At 52.9% G+C, this 25,773-nt stretch carries 21 protein-coding genes; 15 read left to right on the forward strand and 6 right to left on the reverse strand.

Annotated elements, in window-relative coordinates:
* The first annotated feature begins 520 nt into the window (after positions 1-520).
* Both AC13Q5_RS34655 and AC13Q5_RS34660 read left to right on the forward strand, forming a co-directional pair.
* Positions 521-1,303 (forward strand): WecB/TagA/CpsF family glycosyltransferase, encoded by a 783-nt coding sequence (locus tag AC13Q5_RS34655; protein ID WP_488504906.1) that lies wholly within the window; start codon positions 521-523, stop codon positions 1,301-1,303.
* A gap of 164 nt (positions 1,304-1,467) precedes the next feature.
* On the forward strand, positions 1,468-2,196 hold the full coding sequence (locus AC13Q5_RS34660; RefSeq protein WP_488504907.1) for a sugar transferase: 729 nt from the start codon (positions 1,468-1,470) through the stop codon (positions 2,194-2,196).
* Positions 2,197-2,671: 475 nt separating this feature from the next.
* On the opposite strand, the gene AC13Q5_RS34665 is transcribed toward AC13Q5_RS34660, so the two are convergent.
* The gene (locus tag AC13Q5_RS34665) at positions 2,672-4,651 is read right to left on the reverse strand and encodes an acyltransferase family protein (RefSeq protein ID WP_488504908.1); all 1,980 of its coding nucleotides are present in this window, start codon (positions 4,649-4,651) and stop codon (positions 2,672-2,674) included.
* A gap of 324 nt (positions 4,652-4,975) precedes the next feature.
* Here AC13Q5_RS34665 and AC13Q5_RS34670 point away from each other — a divergent pair, with 324 nt between their 5' ends.
* The 12 genes from AC13Q5_RS34670 to AC13Q5_RS34725 all read left to right on the forward strand — a co-directional run bounded on the left by AC13Q5_RS34670 (position 4,976) and on the right by AC13Q5_RS34725 (position 20,329).
* Entirely contained in the window at positions 4,976-6,145 is a 1,170-nt protein-coding gene (locus AC13Q5_RS34670; RefSeq protein ID WP_488504909.1) for a polysaccharide biosynthesis/export family protein, read from the forward strand.
* A gap of 232 nt (positions 6,146-6,377) precedes the next feature.
* Positions 6,378-8,633 carry an AAA family ATPase gene (locus tag AC13Q5_RS34675; RefSeq protein ID WP_488504910.1) on the forward strand — a complete coding sequence of 752 codons (2,256 nt, stop codon included), beginning with the start codon at positions 6,378-6,380 and terminating at the stop codon, positions 8,631-8,633.
* A 47-nt stretch (positions 8,634-8,680) separates the two neighbouring features.
* Positions 8,681-9,619: a glycosyltransferase family 2 protein gene (locus AC13Q5_RS34680; RefSeq protein ID WP_488504911.1), complete on the forward strand. Its 939-nt coding sequence runs from the start codon at positions 8,681-8,683 to the stop codon at positions 9,617-9,619.
* Between the two features lie 194 nt (positions 9,620-9,813).
* Entirely contained in the window at positions 9,814-11,118 is a 1,305-nt protein-coding gene (locus tag AC13Q5_RS34685) for a UDP-glucose dehydrogenase family protein (RefSeq protein ID WP_488504912.1), read from the forward strand.
* 77 nt (positions 11,119-11,195) lie between these two features.
* A complete protein-coding gene (locus AC13Q5_RS34690; protein WP_488504913.1) occupies positions 11,196-12,479 on the forward strand; it encodes a polysaccharide biosynthesis protein in 1,284 nt (427 codons plus the stop codon).
* Positions 12,480-12,525: 46 nt separating this feature from the next.
* Complete coding sequence (locus AC13Q5_RS34695; protein WP_488504914.1) at positions 12,526-13,365, forward strand: hypothetical protein; 840 nt, start codon at positions 12,526-12,528, stop codon at positions 13,363-13,365.
* Between the two features lie 44 nt (positions 13,366-13,409).
* The gene (locus AC13Q5_RS34700) at positions 13,410-14,813 is read left to right on the forward strand and encodes an MOP flippase family protein (RefSeq protein WP_488504915.1); all 1,404 of its coding nucleotides are present in this window, start codon (positions 13,410-13,412) and stop codon (positions 14,811-14,813) included.
* Entirely contained in the window at positions 14,813-16,189 is a 1,377-nt protein-coding gene (locus AC13Q5_RS34705) for an O-antigen ligase family protein (protein WP_488504916.1), read from the forward strand. Before AC13Q5_RS34700 ends, AC13Q5_RS34705 begins: the two co-directional genes overlap by 1 nt.
* Before the next feature lie 40 nt (positions 16,190-16,229).
* Complete coding sequence (locus AC13Q5_RS34710) at positions 16,230-17,138, forward strand: glycosyltransferase family 2 protein (protein ID WP_488504917.1); 909 nt, start codon at positions 16,230-16,232, stop codon at positions 17,136-17,138.
* Positions 17,138-18,109, forward strand: coding sequence for a glycosyltransferase family 2 protein (locus AC13Q5_RS34715; RefSeq protein ID WP_488504918.1), 972 nt, complete (start codon positions 17,138-17,140; stop codon positions 18,107-18,109). Before AC13Q5_RS34710 ends, AC13Q5_RS34715 begins: the two co-directional genes overlap by 1 nt.
* A complete protein-coding gene (locus AC13Q5_RS34720) occupies positions 18,096-19,220 on the forward strand; it encodes an endo-1,4-beta-xylanase (RefSeq protein ID WP_488504919.1) in 1,125 nt (374 codons plus the stop codon). The genes AC13Q5_RS34715 and AC13Q5_RS34720 overlap by 14 nt, the downstream gene beginning before the upstream one ends.
* 8 nt (positions 19,221-19,228) lie before the next feature.
* Positions 19,229-20,329 carry an acyltransferase family protein gene (locus tag AC13Q5_RS34725; RefSeq protein ID WP_488504920.1) on the forward strand — a complete coding sequence of 367 codons (1,101 nt, stop codon included), beginning with the start codon at positions 19,229-19,231 and terminating at the stop codon, positions 20,327-20,329.
* Between the two features lie 336 nt (positions 20,330-20,665).
* On the opposite strand, the gene AC13Q5_RS34730 is transcribed toward AC13Q5_RS34725, so the two are convergent.
* From AC13Q5_RS34730 to AC13Q5_RS34745, 4 genes are all read right to left on the reverse strand, one after another.
* The gene (locus AC13Q5_RS34730; protein WP_488504921.1) at positions 20,666-21,409 is read right to left on the reverse strand and encodes a CDP-diacylglycerol diphosphatase; all 744 of its coding nucleotides are present in this window, start codon (positions 21,407-21,409) and stop codon (positions 20,666-20,668) included.
* A gap of 588 nt (positions 21,410-21,997) precedes the next feature.
* Positions 21,998-22,411, reverse strand: coding sequence for a hypothetical protein (locus tag AC13Q5_RS34735; protein ID WP_488504922.1), 414 nt, complete (start codon positions 22,409-22,411; stop codon positions 21,998-22,000).
* 180 nt (positions 22,412-22,591) lie between these two features.
* The gene (locus AC13Q5_RS34740; RefSeq protein ID WP_488504923.1) at positions 22,592-22,771 is read right to left on the reverse strand and encodes a hypothetical protein; all 180 of its coding nucleotides are present in this window, start codon (positions 22,769-22,771) and stop codon (positions 22,592-22,594) included.
* 118 nt (positions 22,772-22,889) lie between these two features.
* Complete coding sequence (locus tag AC13Q5_RS34745) at positions 22,890-23,519, reverse strand: AraC family transcriptional regulator (protein WP_488504924.1); 630 nt, start codon at positions 23,517-23,519, stop codon at positions 22,890-22,892.
* A gap of 471 nt (positions 23,520-23,990) precedes the next feature.
* Here AC13Q5_RS34745 and AC13Q5_RS34750 point away from each other — a divergent pair, with 471 nt between their 5' ends.
* Entirely contained in the window at positions 23,991-24,575 is a 585-nt protein-coding gene (locus AC13Q5_RS34750) for a DUF4337 family protein (RefSeq protein ID WP_488504925.1), read from the forward strand.
* Between the two features lie 26 nt (positions 24,576-24,601).
* On the opposite strand, the gene AC13Q5_RS34755 is transcribed toward AC13Q5_RS34750, so the two are convergent.
* Positions 24,602-25,567, reverse strand: a complete 966-nt coding sequence (locus AC13Q5_RS34755; protein ID WP_488504927.1) for a magnesium transporter CorA family protein — start codon at positions 25,565-25,567, stop codon at positions 24,602-24,604.
* Between the last annotated feature and the right edge of the window lie 206 nt (positions 25,568-25,773).

Genomic DNA, 25,773 nt, shown 5'->3' on the forward strand with positions numbered 1-25,773 from the left:
TCCGACCATCGAGGACGATTTCAAGGCGCTCGTCGAGCGCGGCTGAGATGTGGATTGACTCCTAGTCCTAGAAAAGCGCTCCTCTGATCGTACTGGAGTGTCTTGCAGGCATTTGCTTGATAAAGCTGCGTGTCAATTCGGCGACATTATCTTAGTTTTAAGATGCCCTTTCGATGCGCAGCCCACATCACATGAGAATGATGATCTTCCGAATATAAGTAAATTCTGCATCTCCTTGCCGTATCGAATAGGCTGGTTCTAAGCTCATTACTGCATCTGTTGTATTAGTTTTATACGATAATCGTAAGGCAAGCTTTATTGAGGTTCCAAACCAGTAAAAGCTAATGAAAAATTCAGACCAAAATTGGTGTTTGCGCGGTGCATTCAAAAATGGACGGTCCTTAGCACTTGCAAAAAAAACTGTTCTTGAGTTATTAATTCCCTTAACAATTTGATAACCATGGTGGGCGGGTCTTGTTGGCCTGAGTTTGCATTATTTCCATATTGCTGGGGTATTTATATGATAGCTAACATTCAGCGAGTCATAATCGGAGGTGTTCCAACCGATTGTGTCTCGCGAGCTGACTTGGTTGGGTTGATGCTTGCGGGTAAACCACATGGCAGCAGCACTGCAAAGTTGTTATTCGATATCAATGGCCAGGGTCTGGCGCTATGTCTTTTTGACAAGACTTACCGCACTCATCTCAATTCTGCAGATATCGTACATGCTGATGGCCAGCCTCTTGTCACCGCATCCAGATTGCTGACAAACACTCCGGTTCCCGAACGCAGCGCGACGACGGATCTCTTCCATGACGTCGCATCAGCTGCACAGAAGAGTGGGAAAGCATTCTTTCTTCTCGGAGCTACAGACGAGGTCGTTGATGCTTGTGCCGAGACGATGCGCAAGCTTTATCCGGGATTGCGGATTGCCGGAATGCGCAATGGCTACTTCTCCGAAGCGGAAGAAGCCGACGTTTGTGCCGAAATCAATGCATCAGGTGCCGACATAGTATGGGTCGGTCTCGGCAAGCCGAAAGAGCAGGCTTTCTGTGTCCGGAACCAGCACCGACTTCAAGCGGATTGGCTAGTTACCTGTGGTGGTTGCTTCAACTATGTGACTGGTGCCTATAGTCGTGCTCCTATTTGGATGCAGCAAACGGGAACGGAATGGTTGCATAGGATGCTCACCCAGCCAAGGAAGTTGTTCTGGCGTTATCTCTCGACAACGCCGATCGCGCTTGTGCTTTTGTTGTTGCGCACCACGGAGCAGAATACCGTCCAGCTTCGATCGACTAGTTGACAAACAGGATCTGTCAGCGGCTTGGTTAGTTCGGTCTAATATCTGAGCCGATGTCATAGAAGTACCGCTCGCATTAACCACTTATTAACATTCGAAGTGACTTCGATCGTAAGATTATATAATAAATTCAAATGCATAATGCACATTTCACGATGGAGCCTCCAGTGTTCACTGTAGTCCAAAATCAGGACGCGTCTAATCAATTTGCGCCGGGTTTGGCGACCTCTGGTAAAAGCCATTCGTCCGATATCGCGTCTTCCAGAATTCAAGCCGAACTTGCTGGGCGCCGTTGGCATTTCGCCTGCAAGCGCGCAATGGATATCTCTATTTCCGCGACTGCACTTCTTATACTTGCTCCGCTGCTGATGGTTATTGCTCTTGTCATTCGTCTGGAGAGCAAGGGTTCGCCACTCTTTGCGCAGATGCGCTGGGGAAAGAATGGAAAACAGATTCGTGTTCTGAAATTCCGGTCCATGCGCACAGAACTTGGGGATCCTACGGGCGTGGCACAGACGGTACGCGGGGATCCGAGAATTACGAAAGTAGGAGCGTTCCTGAGACGCACGAATCTCGACGAACTCCCCCAGATCTGGAATGTCTTGCGTGGCGACATGTCTTTGGTTGGGCCACGCTGCCATGCGATTGGAATGTTGGCTGGAGGCATGCTTTATGAGGAGCTGGTTGTCGAATACCACAAGCGGCATGCCGTACGGCCGGGGCTGACCGGTCTGGCACAGATGCGCGGTTTGCGCGGTCCGACAGATCGCCCCGCAAAGGCGCGGGCACGTATCGCATCAGATCTCTTTTACATCGAAAACTTTTCGGTTGGTCTCGATATCAAGATCTTGTTTGGCACGTTGTTGTCCGAGCTGAGGGGTGGACAGGGCTTTTAGGAGCCGTCCGCTTGCTCGGTGCTGAGGTATGTGTGCTCCTCAATCATGTAGCGATAGGACACTTAAGCCGAAACTGCCATCACGCCAAGCGTAGAATTCCGGGATAATTTCCCTGAATTAATCCCGTCCGGATAGAGTTTCTGTATAAATTCAAGATTATCTAGGCTTCGCCTGGCCGAACCATAGATCCGCTATTTGTGATGTTTCACGAAAAAGCCGCTGCGCGTTAGCGCCGGCTTACGATTGATCGCTGACAAGACAAGATTACAAGCACGCCGGTCGGGGTGTCTGCAGATCCGCGCCTCTTTGGATTGTGAAAGTGTCTTGTCGCGGCGCTTCCAGGGACTTTGAACGGAAACGCCCTCGTACTTCATCGGCAACGCTCTCGTAAAAATTTTACTGAACCACCCGGGCCAGATTTCGAAAGCCTGTCTTGTCCCTGCGATGACGCTCGTGTTGATCGCTTCGATGAAGGTCACTTGCTGACTGTCAGCAGGCCTGTTTCAATCGCTCGCGTGGCAACGAAAGTCGATCCTTCAGCGGTCAAATGTCCATAGTCCCATTGTACCGGAACTCCGCCAGCCAATGTCGTACAAGTGTCGCCGCTTTTCGGACAAAGCAGCGAATAAGTCGAGATATAGGATGCGCCGGCAGCTGTAACTGCATGGGCGAGTTCTTCGTCTGTGCCTTTCTGTTCATTGTTGCGCCCCGTTAAAAGGATGGAGGCGTCGTTTCTCCAGTCAGACTGGCCAAGAAGGCGCGGAAGGGGATGATAGTACTCGACGATCGGGCCAAAAACGACGATCTTGCCGACCTTGCCGCGCAACATTTCCAGCGTGCGGCTGACATCGGGCGTATCCTGCCTGATCCACCTTGCGGACAGAACAAGGATGTCGATCGGCTGATGCTGAAGGTATTCACCAAAGACCATATTCACTAGCGCGACACAGCCACGTTCCCCCCGTGTTCCAAGGACAGGTTTGCATCCGGTGGCCGTCGCCTGCATCACGTTCATGTCCCTCATCGCACCATTGAGGCCTGACCAAAGATGGGCGGCATGGCTATCTCCGACAATGAGAACGTTCGGCTTCGTCTTCGACGCGTTGAGACATGTTTGGCTCGGAAAATTCGCAATGGAATCAATGTGGCCGAACATGAAACACGTTCCGCGGCGATAGACGGGATTTTCGTTGTAATCGAGATAGGCTGCCAGGCGTTCACCTTCATTGAAAGGCTGGTGAACGGACAGCAACAAGGTCGCGGTTGCCGCGGTGCAGAGTATTCCCGTCCCACAGAGCGCTCCCGCCCATATCTGGAAGCTGCTTCTGGCAATGCGACGAGCTCTGAAAGGCTGTTCGACATAACGCCATGATAGTGTCCCGATCAGCGTGATCGCAACACACAACAGGGCGGCTTCTTTCACATTCAGCAGTCTCCCGGTCGAGAGCTGATAGTAGATCAGAATGGGCCAGTGCCAGAGGTAGACGGAATAAGAGATCTTGCCGAACCAGACAAAGCCGGGGCTGCCAAGAAGATTGTTGACGAGTGTCTTGTTGCGGCTGCCGAAGAATATGATGACTGCGACGGCCAAGCAGGGCGCGACTGCGTAAAAACCCGGGAACGCCAGGCCAGAATGAAACTTCACCGCGCATGCAAGCAGAACCGCGAAAGCGATGGCCGTCGCGAATTCGGCAACCCACCGACGGAACGTAACCGTTGGAATGAAGGCTAACAGCGCCCCAATCAGAAGCTCCCAAGCCCGGGTCACCGGAAAATAATAGGCATAATCCCGGTTAATATAGGCAAGAGCGATCCCCGCGCCGAGGCTTGCCAGAAGGATAGCGCCTATCGTCCATTGCGCCGTTCGGACCGAACGACGGGCCAGAACGATCATCAGTAGCGGGAAAATTAGGTAGAATTGTTCCTCGACGCCGAGTGACCACGTATGCAGGAGCGGTTGTGAAAGCGTGTCGGCGCCGAAGTAGCCGTCTGATCCGAGTAGATAGAGATTGGATGCCGATGCCAGCGCGGAAATCGCCGTTTCCGCCAGGGTCCGCAATTCAACAGGGAACAGGATAACGGGAGCGACAGCGAGCGTCACAGCTATGACGCAGAAGAGTGCTGGAAAGATCCGCAGAATGCGCCGTTCATAAAAGGTGCTGATTCGAAATGAACCGGCATCGAGATCAGTTCTAAGAAGTTGCGTGATCAGATAGCCGGAAATGACGAAAAAAACGTCTACTCCGATAAAGCCGCCTCGCAATGGCGTCACGCCGGTGTGGTAGAGAAGGACCAAGCCAACGGCAACTGCTCTCAAACCGTCGATATCGCGACGGTAGGCTCCCTTTATCGGGCTGCCTGCGTCCTTGGCAATGGGAATAATTCTACCAGCTCCTTTATCCGTCTTTGGAGCAATCGTAGAATCGGGATCTGCCGTCATCCGCTCATCATACATGAAGTACGCCTTCTCTTCTCGGGCGACTAGGGTCTTTTACTGTCGCTAAAGGTCAAAATTTCTGATGAGCCTATTGATGATTGTATTATTGGCTTAGTGTCAAAAATGAGCGTTGGCAGAAGTTCTGTTTTTGATTAGAGGAAAACACAACAAGCGCAAGTGCTCCAGGGGTATTATAGATTCTTCTAACGTTTATCTGTTGTTTCATTGCCACATCAAGAGGTCGCCATTTACCAACTTTGTCAAACATGTTGCAGTGCACTAGCCTTTATATAACTCTTTTGGTAAAGGCGTAAAAAGGAACTTAATGGGTTTTGTAACGCAATGAATAATCTTGCGATGCAAGGGGTCTCCCTTGCGTTTTTACTTGTACTATGCAGCTGTACATCGCTTCCTCAATCGGGTCCCGATGGTCGCTCTGTTGCGTCAACTGCCAGTCTTACTGTGGCGTCTGGAGACAAGAAGGTTGGTATTCAGTATGCTTTGGTTGATCTGAATCGCAATACCATCGGATATTTTCAGTCTAGTGGTCCTGTTTCGTTGCGCGGTAGTTTCGGCAGTAGCTCGCGTGGGCCGGCAGATGTGCTTCTCGGCTATGGCGACATCGTGCAGGTTTCGATCTTTGAGGCGCAGTCAGGCGGGTTGTTCATTCCGAGCGATGCCGGAAGCCGGCCCGGCAATTACGTGACCCTTCCCAATCAGACTATCGATCGCAAGGGGACGATTAGCATACCCTTTGCTGGATCGATCGCTGCGGCCGGTCGCAGGAAAGAGGATGTTGAGGCAGCGATTGCCAAGAAGCTTAACAACCGGGCCATCGAGCCACAGGTTGTGCTGACCATGGTGACCAATCGATCAAGCCAGTTTTCCGTTGTTGGAGATGTGAAGGGACCAGCAAAATTCGAACTCACGTCTGCGGGTGAGCGCGTACTGGATGCCATATCTCAGGCGGGTGGCTTGTCGGAAGCCGGCATGGAGACGGATATTTCGGTGCAGCGCAATGGCCGGACTGCAACAATCGCCTACCGCACGCTTCTCGACAATCCTGCCGAAAATATTTATCTCGCGGCCGGCGACACAGTTATCGCCGATCATAAGCGCAGGACCTACACGATTTTCGGTGCGTCAGGCGAGAACGGTCGGTTTGATTTTGCCGATAGCAATCTGACCCTAAGTGACGCTCTCGGGAAAGCAGGCGGATTGCTCGATAGTCGTGCCAATCCATCGCAAGTCTATGTTTATCGCCCGGTGGCCCGGTATCAGTTGCAAAACATGGGTGTCGATGTATCCCGCTTTGCCGGTGATATGGTCCCGGTCATATTCCGTGCGAACCTTCGTGATCCGGCTGGTCTATTCACGGCGCAAAAATTTGCCATGCAGGACAAGGATGTTGTCTATGTATCCAACTCGGACTCCGTGGATACGATGAAACTTCTCAATATTCTGAACGTAACAGCGTCGACTGCAAGCCAGGCCAAGACTGTCGGTAACTAAGGGAAATGCTCCGCCGACCAAGGTGTGTCGACGACAGGGCGGCGGGGCAACCAGATCACGGAATTGCTCTCGTAGCGAGAGCGCGGCGCTAATACTGCTGGGCGATTTTTCGGCCACGTGCGCCGACATGAAAGGCTGCGACTTCAATCCAGCCTCAATGCCATAGGAATCGGTAGGGGAGTATTGGTTCTCCTTTGCCCGGTCACGTCAACACGCAGATAAAGAGCGATAAATGCTGTCTCCTGATAAAGTGGCCTCCGCAAGTGATGATGTTTGGGAAGCGGGTCCTGCCATGCAGCCGATCGATCTGGATCGCTTGATTGCGATCGCTCGACGGCAATGGCGTGTGATTGCCGCCTGCGCTGTTATTTTCATGATACTAGGAATAGCCTACGCGCTCACGGCTGAGCCTAAGTTTACTGCGGAAAGCCGTCTCCTCATCGACAAGGGCAACAGCGGAATCGTCAGCCAGCTGTCTGACTCGAGCATCACTGTCGATGACGAGGCAACGGTACTGAGCCAATTGGAAATTTTGAAATCGGATCTCATTGCGGGCGAAGTGGTCAAGAAACTAGATCTGACCAACAACGAACAATTCATGTCTTCGGGCGATACGATCTTGGGCGCGGTGCGTTCCTATCTCAAGAGCATAATTGGAAGCGATGGGCTCGCCCAGGAAGATCCGAAAATGCTAGCAGTCGAGACTTTGCTTGACAATTTGGACGTTGATCGCGTTGGTCGAACCTACGTTCTCAGCATTGGGTATACATCCGCGGACCCGGCGCTCGCTTCTCAGATATCCAATACTTTTTCTGATGTCTATCTGGTCGACAAATTAGATTCAAAGTACGAGGCAACTCGTCGAGCAAGCGAGTGGTTGGAACAGCGAATCAATGAATTGAAGCAGAAAGCTGCCAATGCGGATCTTGCGGTTCAGAAGTTTCGCGCAGAGCATAATCTAATTGCGATGAAAGATGGAACACTCGTCAGCGATCAGCAAATGGTCGAACAAAGTAGCGCGCTCATCGCTGCTGAACAGGAAACCGCGCGTGCTCAGGCGAAGTTCGATCGCATAGAAGCCATTATAAAGAGCGGCAGCACAGATGCGGTTGTATCCGATGTGCTAGATAGCTCTGTCGCAAATGACTTGAGACAAAAATATCTAACGGCCGCCAAGACCGCGGCCGAACTGTCAGGCCGCCTAGGCCCAGATCATGGTCAAGTAACGCGGCTGAAGAGCGAAATGGCCGAATATGAGCGGCTCATGTTCGATGAAATGAGCCGGATAGCGGAGAGCTATCAAAGCGAGCTGCAGGTTGCAAAAGCCAAGGAAAGCACTCTTCGCGCAAGTTTGGACAAAGCTACCGGGGTATCTGCTGCAGCCAATGAGACGCAAGTTCAATTGCGCGAACTTGAGCGTACAAGCGATAGCTACAGATCGTTGCTGGAGACATCCATGCAACGCTTTCAGGAGGCGTCGCAACAGCAATCCTTCCCGCTCGTCGAAGCGCGAGTTATCACTGAGGCGAAGCCTCCCATAAAGCCTAGTAAGCCGAAAAAGCCGCTTGTCGTAGCTATAGCGACGCTCTTGGGTCTAGCGTTTGGCGGTGGAATTGGCGCCTACCGCGAATTCCGTGACCGTTATTTCCGCACCGGAGAGCAGATCCGCCAAAGTCTTGATCTCGAGTATCTCGGCTCAACACAGTTGATCAAGGATTCGTCAGCTCTGAAGCAGACGGAAGTCGGCAATAACCCACGAGCGATGTGGCCGGTTTCAAACATCTTTCGCTATGTCGCTGACCATCCGGGGTCAGCATTTGCCGAAACCATGCGTAGCGCCAAAATGGCTGTTGATCTTCAGACCGGCCAAAAAACCGGCAAGGTCGTCGGTATCGTATCGACGCTTCCGGGTGAGGGGAAATCAACTGTGGCAGTCAATTTTGCTCAGCTTCTCGCCATGCAGGGTGCAAAGACGTTGCTGATTGACGCAGATTTGCGTAATCGCGGCTCGACCCGGGCGGTGGGCCTGCACGCCGAGGTGGGATTGTTGGAAGTGCTCCTTGGCGAGCGGCAGATTGCTGAAGCGCTTCTCGCCGATCCACAGACTATGCTGGCATTCTTGCCTTGCGCTTTGAAGCGCCGCATTCCTCACTCATCGGATCTACTCGCGTCTCCCGCCATGGAGCGGCTGCTTGAAGAAGCGCGCTTGCAATATGACTATATTATCCTCGATCTGCCGCCTCTTCGGCCAGTTGTTGACGCGCGTGCCGCGTTGCCATTGCTTGAATCGCTGATCTATGTCGTCGAATGGGGAGCAACCTCACGCAAGATTGTCCGTACTTCTGTCCTTAACGAGCCGCGCCTTCATCACAAGTGCGCTGGTGTGATCTTAAGTAAGGTTGATCCGACAAAGGCCAAGTTCTACCAGGACTTCGGATCGGAGGAATATTATACGTCACGCTATGTTTCGTATTATCGGGAGGCGTAGTTTGACGAACCTTCAAGGAATCGGAACGTTGAAAGCGTTGAGACGCCATGTGCACTTCGCCTAACACGGTCGTATGCATCGCGACATTTTGCCGGCCGCTTGGTATTTCTCGCTGCCTTGACGCTTTGGGGAAGGCGAACCTTCGAGGCGTTTCACGTGTCATAGTCGCAGATAACGATGCGGTTGGACGGGCGGGGTTTACGGTATGCGAGGAGTTAAAAAATGCGGGGCTCCCGTTTCCGCTTACGGCGATCGTTGTGACGCAGCGTGGCATATCTCAGGTCCGAAATGCTCTCGTCGCCGAGGCCATCAAGGATCCGCGAGTGGAATTTATTGCCATGATAGATGACGATGAGTGGCCGCTTTCTGGCTGGATTCAGTCATTGCTCGCGACGCAACAGCAAACTGAAGCCGACATCGTTGGCGGTCCGGTTGAGCGCGTTTTTGCAGCCCCGGTGCCTCCATATCTGAAGAGCGCAAATCTCGCAGACTTTTCGAAAATTCAAACAGGAGCCGTCGAATTTGTCGATGGAACCTGCAATGTACTTATTCGCGCCGATCTTTTTCGCCAGAGAAAGACGCCATGGTTCGATCCGGCTTTCGATCTCCTCGGCGGAGAAGATACAGACCTTTTTCTTGCCCTGAAACTCCAGGGCGCACGATTTGCCTGGTCGTCCGAGGCGATCGTCAATGAGGAAATGCCAGCATCGCGGTCTTCGGCACGGTGGATGTTGGAGCGGGCATACCGGATCGGCAATACCTATAGTTTAGTAAATCGAAAACATCGTCCGCCCGGCTTTGGAACACTGCGCGAAACTCTCAAGATTGCCGCGACGATGGCTTTTGTCGCGATGAATCTTGTCGTCTTCTTTTGGCATCCAGCCCGTCGTTTCGAAGCCGTGAGGCTCGCGGCCCGTGTTCTAGGAAAAATAGCGGGGCTCATGGGTTACGGACATGCGGAATATCGAACTGTGCATGGCCGCTAAAGTTGCATGGAGAAGAAAAGGTCCGCCTGGAGTAGTGCCAGGTTTCTTGCTGGGAATGCTGACGTAAATTGTGAAAGCAAGTTGATTGGATCCGACACTAATTACTTGACTTTCCATCTAGAATTGCTTTGCTGCAGCGCAGCATTTCGCTCTATAATTTGTTTTGGACGATATCAAGAAGGTAAGAGAGCAGCATGCATATTGTTATGATTGGTTCTGGCTACGTCGGTCTTGTCTCTGGTGCCTGCCTTGCAGACTTTGGTCATCACGTGACCTGCGTGGACAAATCAGAGGCCAAGATCGACGCCCTGGAACGCGGCGAAGTGCCGATCTTCGAGCCTGGTCTCGACGCGATCATTGACCAAAACCGCATGCATGGCCGCTTGGATTTTTCCAAAAATCTCGCTGCTTCCGTCGCCGTCGCCGACGTCGTTTTCATCGCTGTCGGCACGCCCTCCCGTCGCGGTGATGGCCATGCGGATCTCAGCTACGTCTATGCCGCCGCGCGCGAGATCGCCGCCGCCGTCACTGGATTTACCGTTGTCGTCACCAAGTCCACGGTCCCCGTCGGCACCGGTGACGAGATCGAGCGCATCTTCCGCGAAGAGTTTCCGGATAAAGATATCGCAGTCGTCTCGAACCCCGAGTTCCTGCGAGAGGGCGCGGCGATCAGCGACTTCAAACGCCCCGACCGTATCGTTATCGGCACCGAGGATTCTCGTGCCGTCGAGGTGATGCGAGAGGTCTATCGCCCGCTTTATCTGAATGAAGCACCGCTTTATTTCTGCGAACGCCGCACGTCCGAACTGATCAAATACGCTGCCAATGCTTTCCTTGCGATGAAGATCACCTTCATCAACGAGATCGCCGACCTTTGCGAACAGATTGGCGCGGATGTTCAAAAGGTCGCCAAGGGTATTGGGATGGATAAGCGCATCGGCGACAAGTTTCTACACGCAGGTCCGGGCTATGGCGGCTCGTGCTTCCCGAAAGACACGCTGGCGCTGGTTAAAACAGCACAGGATTTCGACAGCCCTATTCGGCTCATCGAGGCAACCGTCGCCATCAACGAGAACCGTAAGCGAGCCATGGGACGCAAGGTGATCGCGGCTTGCGATGGCAGCGTACGTGGTAAGAAGATTGCAGTGCTCGGCTTGACCTTTAAGCCAAATACCGATGACATGCGTGATGCCCCCTCGATCACCATCATTCAGGCACTCCTTGATGGAGGCGCAACAGTGCACGCCTATGATCCGGAAGGGATGGATGCTGCTAAGGATCTTCTCGGTCCGATTACCTACGGCGAATACCCTTATGAGGTGGCCAAGGGCGCGGATGCGATCGTGATCGTCACGGAATGGGATGAGTTCCGCGCCCTCGACTTCAAAAGGTTGAAGGCCGCAATGAAGACACCTGTCATGGTCGATCTACGTAACATCTACCCCGCCGCCGAAGTCAGCCGCCACGGCTTCAGCTACTTTGCCGTCGGTAAGAAGTGAGACCTGAAGTCGATTGGAAAATGGGCAGCCGCGGAGTGTGATCCGCCTCGTAAAAAGCTAGAAATGAGGACCGCCGCGTGGCGACAAACATTAAGGATATCTTCCGCCTTCTTGGGAACTACGGGCTATCGACATTTGCGACGGCGGCGGTTTCCGGAAGTCATCTCCTTATGCAGCTCGCCGTTCTTCATAGTCTCGGCAATGCCGAATTCGGCCTAGTCGCTTTCATGCTGACATTGATGCAATTTGGATCTGGTCTCTGTAACTCAATGGTAGCCGCGCCCTTCACGGTCCTGATTAACGCGGATAGATCCATGCATTCCGCCGGGGGCCTCTTTCTCATCAATGCGGGTCTGGCATTTTGCAACGCTATTGTGACGTTTCTAGCGGTTTTCTGGCTTGGAACAGGTACGGTCGTGACGGCTCTTGCATTTGCCGCTTCCAGTGCCTTGTTTACTATCAGGTGGTTTGCCCGCACTGAAGCATATGCGATGCACAATCCTGTCAAAGCTGCTTTGTCGGATGTTGTCTATGCAACGGTCCTTCTGGCATGCCTGACGGTGGTGTGGTTCTACGGGATGTCTCTTTCGTTAGCTGCGGGTCTCTTCGTGATCGCCGGCTCCGCCGGGATGTTGCCGTTCGGCAGAGCATTCCTGGCCAAACACTTCCGTGTAAGTTTGCGGAGCGCTCTAGCATCCTACGGTCCCATATGGCGCGATCAGTCTCGCTGGGCGGTTGCTGGCCTGGTGACAACGGAAGCAACATCGAATGCGCACGCCTACATCGTCACGTCCATCGCGGGGCCAGCGGCATTCGCGCCTATTGCGGCGGCGATGCTCTTTCTTCGGCCTATTGGGGTCTGCATGGTCTCCTTGACCCAAATCGAGAGGCCGGCAATGGCACGGGCCTTGTCTAACGGGAATCGGACTGGCGCCCTACGATATGCGGCGCGATTCATGGCTGTGCTTGGATTCATGTGGGTTTCGACCATTGTCGCCGTCGCATGCATAGTGCGCTTTTTCCCGGCTCTCGCATTCAAGCCCGGCCTTGATGCAAACTTGATCGTGATCTCATTTGTCCTATGGGCGGCTGTGTGTCTGGTGCAGTGTATCCAAACCCCCTTGAACGTCTTTCTGCAGGCTGAAGGACGGTTCAGAGAGCTGGCCGACGCAAGCATCAAGTCCTCTATTCTCACTTTGATCACGGTGCCCGTCCTACTTTTTCTCTTGGGTCCGATCTATTCGACGATCGGCGTAATTTTGGGTCAAACCGTTATGACGCTAGGCATCGTCCTCGCAATGAGGTCGCCGCGTCCCGCCGGGCCTATTGCGGCAACAATGATCGACCAGGGCGCACGTTGACCATGAAGCTGCGGCTTATTTTCATTTTCGGAAAGGTAGCGTCTTGATGCGGATGCTGAAGAACATCCTCAAGCCGACCTTCATGCATGGGTTGGAAGCCTGGACCCGATGGCGCTGGCAACACCGACGCCCTGCGCCACCACATGGCCTGCCTCATCGGCTTGTTGTTTCCCTAACGTCCTATCCCAAGCGGTTCGACGTATTGGAACTCACTCTGAAAACCATTCTCATGCAGGACGTGAGAGCGGACGAGGTGGTGCTCTGGATCGCATATGAGGATATGGATCGACTGACACCTGCAGTCACCGCGCTTAAAGCATACGGCCTTACGATTCGCGCAACGGAAGACTTGCGCTCGTATAAGAAAGTGATCCCCGGGCTCGAACTATATCGTGATGCGATCATCGTTACAGCTGACGACGACGTATACTACCCAAACTCCTGGCTGAGGCGTCTGGTGGATGAGTACCGCGACGGTGTGGCCGAGGTGCTTTGTCATCGTGCGCATCTAATGCGTCGGTCCGAAGACGGATTTCAGCCCTATGAAAGCTGGGTCTTCAATATCAGGTTCGCTCAGTGCAGCCCCGACGTGTTTTTCACCGGTGTTGGCGGTGTGTTGTATCCACCAGGGATACTTCATGCCGATGCTACCAATGTTGCGAAAATTCGTGAGCTGTGCCCGACCACCGACGATGTCTGGCTAAACTGGATGGCGAGACTGAATGGAGCATCGATCAGAAAGATAGACGGCTGGATCAGGTTCTATGAATGGACAGGGTCGCAGAGCGTTGCGTTGCAAAATTCGAACCGGGGCCAAAACGGCGGCAATGACGTCCAGATCGCGAACTTGGTGCGAGCCTATGGAATACCGGGGACAACACCATGAGCGCGAGAGCAGAAGCTTTCTCTGCCGTCAGATGGACGACATTCGTGACAGTCAGCCGTGTCGTGCTGCAGACCGGTCAGCTAATAATCTTGGCTCGCCTGATTTCTCCGCATGACTTCGGGGTGATGGCGATGATCTTGAGTGTTACGGCATTCATCCAACTTTTCGCAGACTTGGGTGTCAGCTCAACCATCATTTATGCCAGGGACATATCGAGGGAAGTTCTGTCGACGCTTTACTGGCTGAATGTCTTGGTCGGTGCCGCGCTATCCGCCGCAGTATGGGTTGCAAGCCCGCTCGCGGCCAATTTCTATAACACGCACGAGCTCGAAGTGCCGTTGGCGCTTGCCGGCAGCTCATTCTTTCTGCTTGCTCTGGGCCAGCAGATAAAGGTTCTGGCAGAAAAGCGGCTTGCATTTCGGTCGATCGCAATAGTGGAGATGGCCTCTGCATTGTTGAGTACGGTGGTCACGATCACAATCGCCTTTTTGGGCGGAGGGGTCTATTCGTTGGTTGCAGGCGTCGTAGTACTCGCCGGAGCAAATAGCTTATTTTATTGGATTTTCAACCGCGATGGCTGGCTGCCAACGTGCCACTTTCGGCTGCATGAAGCATCCGAGTATCTGAAGTCTGGTCTCTATTTGCTTGGCGCAAGCCTGGCCAATACTGCTTCACTTCAGGCAGATGTCATAATTGTAGGACGATTACTCGGCGGTGCAGCTCTCGGCTTTTACACCGTTCCACGTGAGCTGACCTTGAAAGTCATGTTTGCAACGAACCCAATCGTGACAAGGGTTGGGACGCCCCTAATTGCTAAGGCGCAAGGTGACCGCGATCTCCTTCGACGAATATATCTAGCAACGATCCGAATGACATCGGCAATCAATTTTCCAATTTACGGAGCCATCGCGGCGTTTCGGCATGAAGTGGTTCAGATCGTCTTCGGTGCTCAGTGGGCACAATCTGCTGATCTTTTGGGGATAATGGCAGTTTGGGGAATGTTTCGTGCGCTGGGGAACCCCGTTGGAAGCCTCCTGTATGGCACCGGCAACGCTCGTCTTGCCTTGGCGCAAAGTGTTGGCGTGACGGTCTGCATCGTCCCAACCATTATTTTCGGCGGGCTTTGGGGCGCGGTGGGAGTGGCGACCGTGCTGACGATTTTCTACCTTGCTTTTACGTTTGTCGCCTGGATCGTGATCGTCCAGCCGATCACTAATGCAGGGGTCATCGAGTATACAATGCAGTGGGTAACGCCCCTGCTTATCACCGGCCTTTCAATAGCAATCTCGCTCGGAACGACTTTCCGCCTGGAAGGTGACCTTTTGAGGCTATTTGTTGGCCTAGCGACCGGAGGCCTGTCCTATCTTGTTCTGAGTTGGCTCTTTAACAAGCAATGGTGGGACGCGATGATGGGGCTTGCCGGCTTCGCAAGAACGAGGAGAGCTTGATGTCGGTAGAGGTCATAAATCTGTCTCAGTTGCAGCCGCGTTTGGTTAGGAAAGAACATACAGACCGATTCATCCGGTTCATCGAAATACTCTTCTTCGTATTTTTGTTGGTAGTGCTTGTTCGGATATCGGTTGGTGAATCTGACTCCTTAGATGCGCGATTGGCCCGAATGGATGCGACGGAGGCAGGCGACAAAGTAAAGCAGGCAGCCTATACGCTTGCTTTTATAACCTTCGTTGGTATCTGGATTAAAACACGGGGATTGGCTCTTCCTCGAAGCGTGTCGATTCCCCAGATTATTCTGTTATGCTGGATATTGCTGAGCACGACATGGGCTTATGATCCGAACGTATCATTTCGTCGCGCGGTTCTTCTCGCCTTCGTCTTTGGTAGTATAGCAATCTCGATCGACTTTCTCGGCCCAAAACGCAGCATGAACGTCCTGTATGCAGCACTTGCTACCTGCATGACAGCATCCCTTGTTTCAGTTTTCTTGTTCCCTTCTTTTGCAGTTCATCCTCCAACCGAAGTGGACCAAAGCATCGTTGGAGGCTGGAAGGGCGTTTTCATTCATAAAAACACCGCCGGCGCGGTTTGTGCGATGGCGGCAATACTTTTTCTACACTACGCCTTGGTGAAAAGGCGTTGGAAAGATTGGTTCTTTCTCGTCGTGTGTCTCCTGTTTCTCGTAGGCTGTAAAGCGAAGACGCCGTTAGGTCTTCTCTTGCTGGCGATGCCCGCGGGATTCGTTTATCGGGCAGCCTGGCATAGTGCCGTTGGACGACTGCTCGTTCTACTTATGATTTTCCTGGCCGCATCACTCGTATTTGCCGCAGCTTGGGGATATTCGGAGCATCTATCCGCCATCTTTTCCGATCCAAAGTCATTCACTGGTCGTGTAGCGATTTGGAATACGGCACTGGCGTTTTGGGCGGACCATCCATGGCTTGGTTCAGGCTATAGCTCCTTATGGGCCGTCAGTAGCACGCCGCCTATCTTGCCATACATTACTGATGATTTCTTGGAGGCTATCGTCCATTCTCACAACGGTTATCTGGAAATTCTGGCAACAACCGGCTTGCCGGGGTTGTCTGTCGCTGTGATCGCCGCTGTTCTGATACCATTGCTGCAATTCCTATTTCCACCTTCGCCACGCAGCGTACCCTTTTATGCAATGCTATTCTCGCTTTGGTTTTTTGGTTTGCTAGAAAATATGATGGAGACCCAACTCTATACCCGCGATCGCGAGGTTTGGATCGTGCTTTTCACGACAATCCTGGTGGTTCACCTGAATGGGCAAATCGGAAAGAAACGACAATCATCGCCCATTAATCTCCGCCCGCGTCTGTTAGCCAAAAAGCTCAACTCAATCTAACCTGTGGCTATTTTGCCTGCTTCTCGTACGAAAGTCGAAAATGCGAAAACCTTTATTTTCCGTTATTATCCCCACCTATAATAGAGAACACATCATCGGCCGAACGATCGAATCCGTCCTCAATCAGGATTTTCAAGATTTCGAAATTATCGTGGTGGACGACGGCTCAGAAGACGATCCCGGTCGTGTGATCGGGCGCTTCAATGACGATCGTATTCGTTTAATCAGACAAACGAACGGCGGCGGCGGGGCAGCGCGCAACAACGGTATTCTCAATGCGAATGGCAAATATGTTGCGCTGCTCGATTCAGACGACCTGTTCGTATCGAATAAGCTGAGTCTTTATGCACGCGAACTGCCGATCGACAAGCGAATGGTGCTGTATTCATCGATGATTGTCGATCGTGGCGTGGAAAAATTTTGGACGCGCCCTGATCGCGCAATCAGAGAATCCGAGGATGTCGGAGAGTATCTTTTCTGCGCAAACCAGCTCATTCAAACATCGACAATAGTTCTGGAATCCGACTTTGCGAAAGAGGTACTGTTCGATCCCGGCTTGCGTCGAGGGCAGGATCTCGATTTTTGCATCCGTCTGCAGGCTGCAGGCGGAAAGTTCAAAATGATCGACGAGCCCCTGACGATTTGGCTGGATAGCAGCGAAGTCGGCAGAACATCGTATCTCTCCGGCTTTGAGGCCTCTACGAAATGGCTCGACAAGCGTGGCCATCTTTTAACGAGAAGAGCACAGCTGGGGTATCGTGCGACCGTTCTGGCCTACCACCTCGCCCGGGTGAAGCCGCTGGTCGCTGCAGTGGACCTGTTCAAGGGCTGGGTATGGGGAGGGGTTTCCACGAAAACGACCGCCCGGCAAATCCTGAGGGGTTATATGCCTCGGTCACTCTATAGAACGATTGTCAACACCTTTGTCGCTCGTTTTGGCAGAGCTTGATGACCGTCTTTCCGTATTCGAGCGCGTTCCCCCGTATGTTTTCTGATGGGCCAATCTTTACGGTAGTCATCCCGGTCTACAACCGGGCAAGTTTAGTTATTGCCGCGGTTCGATCGGTGCTCGCCCAGACCTTCCAGAGTTTTGAAGTCGTTGTCGTCGATGACGGATCTACCGACGATGCGAGATCGGCGATCCTTGCGATACAAGACCCACGTATCCGCTTCTTTCGACAGGAAAACCGAGGAGCGAGTGCCGCCAGGAATAAGGGCATCGACGAGGCAATTGGGAAATACATCGCATTTCTTGATTCCGATGATCTCTTTCTCCCCGATCATTTGGAGACTATGGCAGCGCTGCTGGCGTCGTCAGATGCTACAATCGCCTATGCTCCAGTGCTGGTCATAAGGGACTCTATGAGCGCCTTCGTGAAGCCTCCGCGTGGCATTCGTCAAAACGAGAATATGGCCACATATCTGGTTTGTGATCGTGGCTTCGTGCAAACCAGTGGACTGGTTCTGCCGGCCGACATCGCCAAGGGGGTGCGCTACCGTGAGGACGTCAGCTTCGGCGACGATACAGACTTTGCGATCAGACTGCAGCTGTCAGGACATAGTTTTGTGATGTCTAACCATCCTACGGTCGTGTGGACCGATGACGCCGATCGCGAAAGGCTTTCAACCGGGCGAAAGCCGTTAGGGGATCTTGATTGGCTTGAGGACATTCGCGATCACATTCCGGCGAAAGTATATCACGGATACCGTGGCTGGCATCTGGCTAAGAGCATTGCGGAGAAGAGACCAGGCAAGGCGACATTCCTGTTTTTAAGGGCCTTGTTCCACCGAGCCTATCCAATAGAGTTGGCCGCCGTCATTTTCCTGCAAATTTTCCTTCGAGATCGACACTATCGAGCCATGACCAACGGATGGCTGCGGATTTCAAAAAACTGGCGAGGTGATCTTGAGACGACGTGAGTTCATTTCCGGTATAATCTCGGCGGCGGCGGTGCCTGCCTTGGTGCCCACTTCTCTGTGGGCATCAGAAAATTCGCTTGCCAAGCTCGCGGCGGCGAAGGGTCTTCTGTACGGCTGTGCAGTAAAGTCTCGGATCTTGCGCGAAGATGCCGGATTTCGTGCCGCCGTAGCGGCGGAGGTCGGAATACTGGTGCCAGAGTACGAGCTAAAGCGAGAAGTGCTTCAGCCGGCGCCTGGTCGCTATGATTTTTCTGGCTCAGATTACATCTTCTCCGCGGCGATGCAGATGAAGCAGAGGGTTCGCGGCCATACATTGGCTTGGTACGCGGCCAATCCTCCATGGTTGCCTGAATTCCTGTCATCTCGAGGAACGACTTCGGAAAAAGAGAGTGTGCTGACCGATTATATCACGGCTGTTACTACGCGATACAAAGGCCGTGTTCACTCTTGGGACGTCGTGAATGAGGCGATTGAACCTGACGACGGGCGCAGAGACGGTATGCGTAGTAAAAATATTTGGTTCGACGCGCTGGGCGAAAACTATATAGCGCTTGCATTTTTAGCCGCTAAGGCTGTGGATTCTGAGGCGATACTCATGCTGAACGAATTCGGTGTGGAGGCGCCAGTTAGATGGAATGAGCGTAGACGATATGCGGTCCTGAAATTACTTGACCGTTTGAAAGCCCAGAACGTTCCCATAGAAGGTTTCGGAATCCAGGGGCACTTGCACCCTTATCGTGACGGTTTTGATCCCGAAATCTTCCGCCGCTTCATTCGCGACCTCGAAGGTTACAACCTAAAGCTCATGGTTACGGAGCTCGATGTAAGCGACAGAGGTGGCAGCAGCGTCGATCCGAACGTCCGAGATACAGATGTCGCGGCGGTAACACGCGACTTTCTTGATGTGGCTTTGGACAGCCAAAATACGATTGGGATTCTCACGTGGGGGCTCAGTGACAGGTACACGTGGCTCGCTAGCAGCGAGAAGTATCGTTGGCCCGATGGTCAGTATCCTCGAGCTCTACCACTCGATTCCAACTTTCAGAAAAAGCCTATTTGGGCAGCCATCGCAGAGAGCCTGGAGAAAACTGCGAACCGTTCCGGACGTTAGGGGTTCAATTGTCTATCATCAGCTTCCCAACGAAATCTGTGCCCGTGCCTCTGAAAAGCGAAGGCCTTTCATCCATACAGGTCATTCGTTGTTTTGCATGCCTGTTAGTTGTTCTGCACCACGCGATCCGTCTTTTTACAGTGAACGCGGCCGATGGATGGTCCAAGCCTGGTCTTCTCGACGCGCCTTGGTTCTATGAGCGCCTCGCCGTCGGCGTTGACATTTTTTTTGTGCTGAGCGGCTTCATCATGACATATGTCGCAGCGCCGTATTTTGAGAAGAGAAAACCGCTTAGCGCTTTTCTAAAGCGTCGGGCGATCAGGATATATCCGGCATATTGGGTGATGACTGCTTGCCTGCTCGTGCTCTTGGCAGCGGCGAGCATATCAAGGGGGAGCATTTCTTACGACTTGCAACCGACAAGGGTTTTTGCCTCGCTCCTTTTGTTCCCGAGTTTCGACAAGAATATGGTGCTTCAGCCGATACTGGGTGTAGGCTGGACGTTAAGTTACGAGATTTATTTCTATTTTTTGTTCGCTTTCACGGTTGCGCTTTTCCGCTACAATTTTCTTTTCCCGCTATCATTCGCAATAATTTCACTGATAGTTTTTGGCCAGTTTCTGCCCGAACCGATGGCTATCGCCGCCTTTCTTCGCAATCCTATCGCGATCGAATTCCTATTTGGCTGCGCCCTCGCCAAACTCTATTCGGATGATCTACTGACAAAATATCGTTCAATGCTGATGGGCGTTACCTTGATTGCAATTATCCCTTCTCTGTTCATCGACATGAACGAAAATATAAGGTTCATTCTTTGGGGATTGCCATCATCGCTTTTCGTTGCATGCATCCTCTCATTCGAAAAGGTTGCCTCTTGGCCAAGGGGGTTCATATTGATCGGAGATGCCTCCTACTCGATCTATCTCGTTCATGTTCCATTTCTTTACTTTCCTGTCGTAAAGATTATCGAGATAGCGAGGCTGGCACATATGAATAGTTCGGCCGCTGATGGGCTTGTTATAGCTGCTTTTGCCTTAGCTGTGGCCGTGGGCATCATGTTTTATTTTATTGTAGAGCGGCCTCTCAACAGTATTCTGCGCCGGTTTTGATGTTGTTCTGCGTCAAAAGCGATAGTGTCGCTGTCGCATGCTCCCAAAACCAAACGCTGGCATCGGCAACGGCACTTTCTCAACTTTGTCTAACAGTCGCAGATGCTGATGATCGAAAGCCGTCGTTTATTTGCAGATATGCAATTGGGGGCACAACAGCGGATGTGTGCCTCGTCTAGATTTTGTTGCCGGAGGGCTCTATTAAGAAAGACCGAGTGATATGTGCGAACATTGGTACGGACACAACTGCGTCTCAAGCGCACAGGCATCGCGGCACCTTTTCTGTCGCGCGGGCATATTTTAAGATCTGGAAAATAGAGTCTCTAACATGACGGTCTAGAGTTGGCACTTGGGATCGATCATATCTTCCGCGGAGCCACGGGCATTGTTTTCTCCAATTATTCTCGCCAGAATATAGAAGCCATGCTGCCCGTCTGCCGATGTGGAGCTGAAGACTCCAATGATCACGTTTTCCATATTCGAGCGGGCGCCAAGGATGCCGTCTGCGACGAGTTTCAACGGGTTCATGTTGGAGAGGTCATCGGCCTCGTAGAATATAGCCCACCAACCGGCCTTGGTTTTTAGGTTCGTGAACCGCCTGCTTCCGATCTCCGTCGCATGGGTCTTCAGCAAAGCGCGAAAGCGAGGCGTCTGACACCCCATGTGAATATGAAGCCGATCCTGGGTGCGCCAATTGGCGGCATTGATCGCCAGCGCGAAATTCCGCGGCGAATCCTTCCACGCGGGCAGTCCAAGTCCATCGGTTCGCTCTCTCCAAGCATCCTCGAAGTAGTTCGGCGCGTCCGCCGCCAGAAGACGGGGATCTTCAATGCCGGACACATCGGCGAGTGGCGCAAGAACGGTGCGCTCCTTGTTGGTTGGCTCCCGAAGAACGACGTAGGACGACAATGGATCCTGTGCGTGAACTATCTTGAGGCACGGATACGGCGATGCCGTGAGGGTAGAATTGACCTCGCAAGCTCTAATGACCAGCCCCAAGGCAGAGCGGCTGGCAAAGGAGCTCATGATGACGACGGCAACGACGAGGGAAATGGAGAGAACGACAAGCCGACGGTTCATGCGCGATTTTGATTTCCTGCTGAAGAGCCAATCATCTGCAGACATTTCGTTCTCAGGATACGTTAACTTAAACCGCTTGCAATATACCCTGGAAACTAGACCCAGATTATCAATGCAGATAGACGCGTTCTGTTCTCATGCCCAAAAGCATTCATGGAGTACGAGGGTGCGCAAGATGGATTACTGCACCTTACCCACCATTGAGCCATAAAGTTGATTGGCGATGTGGTTGCCGGTTCAGATCCTTCACATCAGGATTTTTGTCAATTGGTCATTCAAGTGCATCGAATTTCTCCTAGATAGGCGTCCGCGGTCTAGGCCCATATCAATTACCGGCTCGTCTGCGGGCCTAGGCTTTCCATATCTCCAGCTTGTTCAAGGATCTGTTTTTCGGGAGTCCGAACGGCAAACTCGACCGGTTTTTGCTCGATCGTTGAAGAGGATCGAACAACAGAGTTTCGATCCTTCCAATCGCGTTATTCAGTTGGGTCCGGCGCCACCATCTTGAAAACCTGATGAATGAAGGGCTCAATTGCGGATGAGCTTCAATCGGCAGTCGTCTCAATCGGGCCTGATGTCTAGGTGAACCTATTTAATGGAAAAGGCGACGCTCTCAAGCACCTTACCGTCCACGGACAGGACAGCCTCGTATTTGCCGACCGGGAACCCTGCATTCGGCTTGCTAAGCGACGCGTCGACGTGGTTTTCCAGCGAGCCGATATCAAAACTGGCTTCGTCTATCTTATAGTTTGCTGGTGCCACGCCGTTCGTATCAACAGCGATCCATGAAACGGTGATTTTTGAACCTGAGTCGATGTCATCTGAAACGCCTGCGGACAGATAGATAGCAGCACTGTTCGCCGGAAGCGTCGTCTGTGTCTCATCGGCGTCCTTGGTGTTCGAGATGATGATGTTCTCGAAGCCCGAGGCCCAAGTCGTTGAAGTCGAAGCAATGGCTGCCGTAAAAATAACCGCCTGTAAGATGTTCCTGATGTTCTGCATTTTGAATTCTCCCGATTGGCGATATGTTCTTATGTCAACTTCATGAATCCAAGATTAGAAGTGCAGAGCCGCAACAGACATTATTGGCGTTATTCCCCAGCGAACCAAAAATAGTCGTCAATCAGCGGATTGCCCGTCGATGAAATCGAATTAGAAGTCGCACTTTTGCATGCTGCAAAGTCAGGAGGCAAAGGGCAGTATCTTCGCACTCTCGGACCATTGAGCGTTCGGATCACGGATGGACTTGCGGCGGTTGAGCTTAAATCGACGAACCAGATCCGCCAGTAATTCGGAGTCAGATGCCAGCGAATGACTGATGGCGGTTGTTTCCTCGACCATGGAGGCGTTCTGCTGCGTCATTTGGTCAATCGAATTTACAGCCGTGTTGACTTCGCTCAAGCCAACCGACTGTTCGCGACAGGCGGTGCTAATTGCCTCAACCTTTGAATCGATCTCTCGGACGAAGCCTTCGATTTGGTTAGAGGCCGCCAGGCAGATCACGCTGCTCCAGGCCCTCGGCCGCGACATCGCCCGGTGGCAGGACGATGCCTGCAAAATACCAGAACCCCACCCGCTGTTCGGGATCGCCGGAGCCGATGCCGATACGTGTCCTGTCATGCCAGGCGCGCCCGCGCGCCGCCAGCCTTTGCGCAAGCCGACGATAGGTGTGCGGTATCGTCTGGGCCGGCCCTTCGTGACGCAGCCCGAAGAGCGTTGCGGGAGGTTGGTCGCTGACCGTAACGGTCGGCAGATTTGCAGTGATCGCCTGCTGTTGAAGCTGGAATGCAGTCGGGGTGAGGCCAGTCATGCCGCGAAAGGCGCGGGCGAAGCTCTGCGAGCTGTCGTAGCCTGCCTCAAGCGCTGTCTCGGTGACCGAGGTAGGACTCGCGGCCAATTGATTTGCGGCCTGCGCAAGTCGTACCCGGCGGATCGTGGCGGCAACGCTTTCGCCTGTCATCGCCCGATAGAGCCTGTGAAAATGAAACGGCGAGAAATGCGCGATCGCCGCCAGGCTTTCGACGGAATGGGGTGCTGCGGGGTCGAGAATGATCGCCTCGATGACCTGGGCAATGCGCCGACGGTAGCTTTGTTCTGTAGCGGTTTTCATGGACGCGAGATCTAGCACGGCTCTGATGTATTGGCGGTGCAGCAATTGCGGATTTTGCTCAGTTATGCATGCCGGCTCACCTGGTTCTCGAAACACATATGCTGTTGACATATGTCGAACCCCAGTAAGCTGCTTGTAGCCGGAGTGCCGATTGAGTGTTCATTTGCGTCGAGATTTCACCTAACTTTGCCTTTCGTGGTTACCCTGCTTCGATATCGATATAGCAGATTCATCAATTGGTTCCCCGTGCCTGAACGGATCATCCTCAAATGAAAATCCGGGTTAAAGCGTCGTGAAACTCGACAGCTTCGGTAATCAGACGGTCAGTAAGCGAGGCCGGTTGACGAGAACGCGGGCAGGTTCCCTTCGAGAATTGGATACTATTGGGGAAATTCCTTCTCAGCCTAGTTCCAGATGCGAAGATTCATGCAAAAATATGTACCCTGATTGTTTCACTTTTTGAGCTGCACAATGCCTGAAGAGATCGAGGTTGATACCGACAAATTGCGTGAAGCTATCGATGAGGAGATCGAGAAGAAATCCGCCTCGCTGCTGCGTTTCATCGCTCTGACAACGGCGTTCTTTGCCGCGCTCGCAGCAATCGGCTCCCTCCTGGCGGGGGGCTCAATCAATGAGGCGCTGGCGTTAAAGACGGAGGCGGCTCAAAAGCAGGCCCAAGCCTCCGATCAGTGGGCCTATTATCAGGCGAAAGGTATCAAGATTGCGATCCTCAAATCGCAGATGGAGCTTCTCGCCGCGGAAGGCAAGCCGGTGACGCCGGATCTCGATGAAACGAACCGACGATATGCGGACGAAGAAAAATCAATCAGCGCTGCGGCGCATGAACTTGAAAAAATGCGGGACGAGAAGGATGGCGAGGCCAATCTCCTCATTCATCGCCACCACTACTACGCCTACGCCGTCGCCATGTTGCAGGTTGCAATCGCGCTGGGTGCCGTGGCCGCCCTGACACGGAGACGCTCGGCCTGGTGGGGGTCCTCAGCTCTTGGCCTTTTGGGTGGAATGCTACTGTTGTGGGCGTGGGGCGCAGGGTGATCCAGGTTCCGCTGTATCACCCGCCATCAGAACCAGCCCTTCACCTTGAACCAAACCAATGGAATGAGGGTGCTAAGTATGATGACAGCCCAACCATATTGATATCCCCAGGCCCAATCATATTCCGGCATGTTCTTGAAGTTCATGCCGTAGATGCCGGCAACAAGGGTTGGAGGAATGCCGGCGATCGATACGATGGTCAGAACCTTGAATATGTCATTTTGAGCAATGCCAATCAGGCCGACGAGAGCGTCAAGCACGAACTGGACTTTGTTGGCAAGTTGCTCTTCATAATCCACGAGCGAATGGATATCTCGGCATAACCCTGCCAGACGCGGTTCCAGATTTTCCGACCACCCCTTGGCTTGCTGCTCAGTGTAGGTCACAACGCGCCCGAGGCCCTGTAAACCGTCTCGAATCTCGGAGAAACGGTCTCCTAGACGCCCCACCTGGCGCAATTGTGCTCGCAACAGCTTGTTTGCGCGGGCTGCATGGTGGCCGCGGGGGTCCTCAGCGCGAAAGGCGCTTGTTGAAAGGCCATTGAGCTCTCCTGCCAGGTGCTCAAGAGCATCGGCAACGCGGTCGACAATGTCTTCACAGAGCAATGTGAAGACCTCGAGGCTCGATTTTGGAGCATCTTCTCCGGCAAATCCGGCCGCGATGGCGTCAACAGCCGGCAGTGCCATGAACCGGACCGTGACAAGGCGATCCATGGATAAGACAAATCCGAGGGGAGGTGTCGTATCAGCCCCCTCCGGATGTCGGGCTGCCGACGGCGTACTCATGTAAAGCACGCCATGCTGATTTCTCAGTCGGCTCGACGTTTCGATTTCACTAAGGGCACCAAGGGAGGGGAGAGGCGCGCCAATGGCCTCCTCCACTTCCTTTAGCTCAGCACTGCTAGGACTCAGGAGGTCGATCCATAAGGCTTCTGCAAACGCTTGCGGCTGGCCCTTCTTATCGTCTTGCGGCACTGGGAAAACGCTTAGCATTTCCTATGGTCACTCCCTGCGTATGGCCAAAAACTCTCGATTCGCCCGAGAATGGCACTCAGTCGACCGAACGGCAATTGGCGAGAATGAGCGCCGGAAGCATTGATATGTTCCGGCGCGCCTGATTTTGAAGCCTGGCAATCCTTCAAGGACTGGATCAGGCTTAAAGATCAAAACTCTTCCCAGGATGCCGATGCGGCTGCGGT

The sequence above is a fragment of the Martinezella sp. CNPSo 3964 genome, from assembly GCF_057784375.1.

Coding starts and splice junctions, on each gene's coding strand:
- AC13Q5_RS34680 (WP_488504911.1), top strand. CDS start 8,681: ATGTGCACTTCGCCTAACACGGTCGTATGCATCGCGACATTTTGCCGG.
- AC13Q5_RS34685 (WP_488504912.1), top strand. CDS start 9,814: ATGCATATTGTTATGATTGGTTCTGGCTACGTCGGTCTTGTCTCTGGT.
- AC13Q5_RS34715 (WP_488504918.1), top strand. CDS start 17,138: ATGACCGTCTTTCCGTATTCGAGCGCGTTCCCCCGTATGTTTTCTGAT.
- AC13Q5_RS34705 (WP_488504916.1), top strand. CDS start 14,813: ATGTCGGTAGAGGTCATAAATCTGTCTCAGTTGCAGCCGCGTTTGGTT.
- AC13Q5_RS34675 (WP_488504910.1), top strand. CDS start 6,378: ATGCTGTCTCCTGATAAAGTGGCCTCCGCAAGTGATGATGTTTGGGAA.
- AC13Q5_RS34745 (WP_488504924.1), bottom strand. CDS start 23,519: ATGAAAACCGCTACAGAACAAAGCTACCGTCGGCGCATTGCCCAGGTC.
- AC13Q5_RS34670 (WP_488504909.1), top strand. CDS start 4,976: ATGAATAATCTTGCGATGCAAGGGGTCTCCCTTGCGTTTTTACTTGTA.
- AC13Q5_RS34735 (WP_488504922.1), bottom strand. CDS start 22,411: ATGCAGAACATCAGGAACATCTTACAGGCGGTTATTTTTACGGCAGCC.
- AC13Q5_RS34755 (WP_488504927.1), bottom strand. CDS start 25,567: ATGCTAAGCGTTTTCCCAGTGCCGCAAGACGATAAGAAGGGCCAGCCG.
- AC13Q5_RS34695 (WP_488504914.1), top strand. CDS start 12,526: ATGCGGATGCTGAAGAACATCCTCAAGCCGACCTTCATGCATGGGTTG.
- AC13Q5_RS34710 (WP_488504917.1), top strand. CDS start 16,230: ATGCGAAAACCTTTATTTTCCGTTATTATCCCCACCTATAATAGAGAA.
- AC13Q5_RS34665 (WP_488504908.1), bottom strand. CDS start 4,651: ATGTATGATGAGCGGATGACGGCAGATCCCGATTCTACGATTGCTCCA.
- AC13Q5_RS34655 (WP_488504906.1), top strand. CDS start 521: ATGATAGCTAACATTCAGCGAGTCATAATCGGAGGTGTTCCAACCGAT.
- AC13Q5_RS34750 (WP_488504925.1), top strand. CDS start 23,991: ATGCCTGAAGAGATCGAGGTTGATACCGACAAATTGCGTGAAGCTATC.
- AC13Q5_RS34740 (WP_488504923.1), bottom strand. CDS start 22,771: ATGACGCAGCAGAACGCCTCCATGGTCGAGGAAACAACCGCCATCAGT.
- AC13Q5_RS34730 (WP_488504921.1), bottom strand. CDS start 21,409: ATGAACCGTCGGCTTGTCGTTCTCTCCATTTCCCTCGTCGTTGCCGTC.